Source organism: Verminephrobacter aporrectodeae subsp. tuberculatae At4 (genome assembly GCF_000193225.1).
Taxonomy (GTDB): Bacteria; Pseudomonadota; Gammaproteobacteria; order Burkholderiales; family Burkholderiaceae_C; genus Acidovorax; species Acidovorax aporrectodeae.
In genome coordinates, this window is the sequence record NZ_AFAL01000076.1 from 1 (window position 1) to 3,249 (window position 3,249).

General features: G+C 57.3%; 4 protein-coding genes. All 4 read left to right on the top strand.

Going from position 1 to position 3,249, the window contains the following annotated elements:
- Window positions 1-37: 37 nt before the first annotated feature.
- The 4 genes from VTU_RS0103265 to VTU_RS0103280 all read left to right on the top strand — a co-directional run bounded on the left by VTU_RS0103265 (window position 38) and on the right by VTU_RS0103280 (window position 3,128).
- Window positions 38-643, top strand: coding sequence for a 2,3-dihydro-2,3-dihydroxybenzoate dehydrogenase (locus tag VTU_RS0103265; protein WP_010100724.1), 606 nt, complete (start codon window positions 38-40; stop codon window positions 641-643).
- Window positions 644-930: 287 nt separating this feature from the next.
- On the top strand, window positions 931-1,365 hold the full coding sequence (locus VTU_RS0103270) for a VOC family protein (protein ID WP_010100726.1): 435 nt from the start codon (window positions 931-933) through the stop codon (window positions 1,363-1,365).
- Between the two features lie 345 nt (window positions 1,366-1,710).
- Window positions 1,711-2,496 carry an SDR family NAD(P)-dependent oxidoreductase gene (locus VTU_RS31115; RefSeq protein WP_010100728.1) on the top strand — a complete coding sequence of 262 codons (786 nt, stop codon included), beginning with the start codon at window positions 1,711-1,713 and terminating at the stop codon, window positions 2,494-2,496.
- Window positions 2,493-3,128 carry a LysE family translocator gene (locus VTU_RS0103280; protein ID WP_010100730.1) on the top strand — a complete coding sequence of 212 codons (636 nt, stop codon included), beginning with the start codon at window positions 2,493-2,495 and terminating at the stop codon, window positions 3,126-3,128. The genes VTU_RS31115 and VTU_RS0103280 overlap by 4 nt, the downstream gene beginning before the upstream one ends.
- The last annotated feature ends 121 nt before the right edge of the window (window positions 3,129-3,249 follow it).

Genomic DNA, 3,249 nt, shown 5'->3' on the forward strand with positions numbered 1-3,249 from the left:
CTAGGCGTCGGTACTAGGGCGACCGTGCCCCATCGCCATGGCCGTCGACGTACGCGACGGCGCCGCGCTGGAGGCGGCGGTGCAGCGCATCGAGGCCGAGCTGGGGCCGATCACCGCGCTGGTCAACGGCGCCGGCATTCTCCGCTGCGGCGAGGCGCTGGAGTTGGACCTCGAAGACTGGCTCGACACCTTCGCCGTCAATACCACCGGTGTGTTCCTGCTGTCGCGCGCTGTGGCGCGGCGCATGGCGCCACAGCGCGCCGGTTGCATCGTCACCGTCAGCTCGAACGCGGCGGCTGTGCCGCGCACGCGGATGGGCGCCTACGCCGCGTCGAAGGCGGCGGCGGCCCATTTCACCAAGTGCTTAGGGCTGGAGCTGGCCAGCCTGGGCATCCGCTGCAACGTGGTCTCGCCCGGTTCGACCGACACGCCGATGCAGCGCGCGCTGTGGGACGGCGACGACGCGGCGGCAGCGCGCGTGGTGGCCGGATCGTTGGAACAGTTCCGCACCGGCATACCGCTGGGGCGCATCGCCGAGGCGGCCGACATCGCCGCCGCAGTGCTGTTTCTTTGCTCGGACGGCGCGCGCCACATTACAATGCACAATTTGTGTGTCGACGGCGGGGCCGCACTCGGGGCATGATGGCGGAACGGCATGCTATTGCTCCGACCGCTAAGGGCGCGTTCAGGAACAACTTGACCATTTCGCGGGGGACCTCACGAGGAGCCCTGCTGCGCCGAATGTTCAAGTTATTCCGCCACGGGCCCTAAGCATTTTCTGCTTCGTCACCGCGTTGCATGGGTCGGACGTAACCGCCCGCCCCAGATCGTGGCGGGAGGTCATAGAGAGCAATGTTGCATGGTGACTTTAATTTGTATCATGCGTCACTTTGCAGACCCTACACTAACTTTTCAACCAAGGAGAAACAAATGATCACGTATGGAAAACCTGAAGGATTTCACACCGTCACGCCGAACACCATCGTCAGCAACGTGGCCGAAGCGGTGACTTTCTACAAGAAAGTCTTCGGCGCCGAGGAGGTTCTGCGTTTGACCTCGCCAGATGGCAAGGTGGTCCATTGCGAACTGCAAATCGGTGACTCTCGCCTCAACTTGGGCGAAGCGACGGAAGGCTGGCCGGAACAGCCGCTGCTGGCGCAGATATATGTGAGCGATTCGGATGCCACCTTCGCGCTGGCCTTGAAGGTGGGCGCCAAGGAACTGAGCCCGGTGAGAGACATGTTCTTTGGCTCGCGCGAGGGACGAATTATGGATCCGTTCGGCAACACGTGGACCATCGCCACGCACAAGAAGGTCGTGCCGGCAGCCGAAATGCAGCGCCTACTGACTGCCATGTACTCTTGATGCGCCAGACATGATGGTCGCCGCCCAGAAGTAGACGGCCGGTCTCGGACATCGTAGGTTACACGCTGAGGCGTGTAGAGCTACACGCTGTGTAACTACTCAGCCCCTCACCGTAGGCCATAATCCGCAACTCGATGCAACAGCTACCCAACCTCGACGCACTCGTTCCTACCCAGAGGAATGCATGGAGTGAGCAGTTACATGGCCAAATTATCAAAACCGTACCCTCCAGGCCAATGCGCTACTATCTGGTTCGGAGAATGGGTGTGAACTCGGCTGCCTGTTGCACCACCAAAATGCAAAATCCCAACCATTAAAACCAGAGTCAGAGAAGGAAATTCAATCTTGAAAACAGCAGTTATTACAGGAGCAAGCAGTGGCATTGGCGAAGCCTGTGCCCGATTGCTGGCCGGCGGTGGCTGGAAGGTATTTCTTGTGGCGCGCAGACGGGAACGGCTAGAGAACATCGCCAGTGAAATAAATGGGCACGCCATCGTAGTGGATGTAACCAAGGCCCAGGAAATCGATGTTGGGCCTGTCACCCGTTGCGATTTGCTGGTGAACTGCGCGGGCGGAGCACTTGGTTTAGATGCGGTCGGCCAAGCGAATGCTGATGATTGGACAAACATGTTCAACACAAACGTGCTGGGCACTTTGCGCATGATCCAGCTTTTGCTGCCTCGACTCGTCGAATCCCAAGGGTGCATCATGAATATTACTTCCACCGCTGCACTGGCCGGATACGAAGGCGGCGGTGGTTACTGCGCGGCCAAGAGCGCCCAGCGAGCACTCACGCAATCATTGCGCCTCGAGATGAAGGGCGTACCAGTGCGGATCACTGAAGTATTGCCCGGCATGGTGAACACGCCGGAATTTGCCCTGAATCGCCTTCGTGGCGATGCTGAGAGGGCCAGGGCCGTATACGAGAACGTTGATCGACCGCTGGCCGCAAACGATATCGCACAGGTGGTTGTTGGGGTCGCCAACCTCCCAGCTCATGTCAATGTCGATGAAATCGTGGTGCGGCCAGTTGCCCAGCGTGCGCAGCACGCTTTGTTTCGAGGCGATCTTCGCTGGCGTGATAAGCAATCATCTCTCCATTCATCAATTGTCAAGGGAGAATACCAATGATTGCATTCGAGCATATGGCAGGTATGGCCATCATCGCTTTGGGTATGGTACTGACGCCCGGACCGAACATGGTCTATCTAACATCGCGGACAATTTCCCAGGGACGACTGGCAGGGATTATTTCACTAGCGGGCGTAACTCTGGGCTTTTTGTGCTATCTGTTGGCGTCAGGTCTGGGGCTGGCTGCCTTATTCAAAGCAGTACCGATAGCCTATGATGTTGTTAGGATTGCAGGAGCTTTCTACCTGGGTTACCTAGCCTGGAACATGGTCAAGCCCAAGGGGGTGTCGCCTTTCGAGGTACGAGAGTTGCCACCTCACTCGCCTCGGCGACTGTTCACTATGGGTCTGGTGACAAATCTGCTTAACCCTAAAATTGCGCTAATGTACTCGGCGCTGATACCTCAGTTTATCGATCCCTCAACTGGATCGACTTTGCCGCAATTCATCCAACTTGGGATTATCCAGATTGTCATCTCTGTTAGTATCAATGGCATGATTGTCTTAACCGCTTCGACGGTTAGCAAATACCTTGCCAAGCACCCATCCGCCATGCGCGCTCAACGCTGGGTTTCTGGGGCTGTGCTAGGTATCTTCGCAGTTGATATTCTCGTGCGCAAACCGTTTGCTTGATCAACGCTTTGTCCGCTATACGTACACAAACGTTAGCACTGTTTGGCTTCTGTCGTAAGAAGGGTTCTGGGTTCAAGTCCGTATTCCACCACCACTATGCAAAATCCCAACCCTTATCCGG

Bases quoted from the DNA above. Each gene is read 5' to 3' on its own strand.
- VTU_RS0103265 (WP_010100724.1), top strand. From the start codon at position 38: ATGGCCGTCGACGTACGCGACGGCGCCGCGCTGGAGGCGGCGGTGCAG.
- VTU_RS0103270 (WP_010100726.1), top strand. From the start codon at position 931: ATGATCACGTATGGAAAACCTGAAGGATTTCACACCGTCACGCCGAAC.
- VTU_RS0103280 (WP_010100730.1), top strand. From the start codon at position 2,493: ATGATTGCATTCGAGCATATGGCAGGTATGGCCATCATCGCTTTGGGT.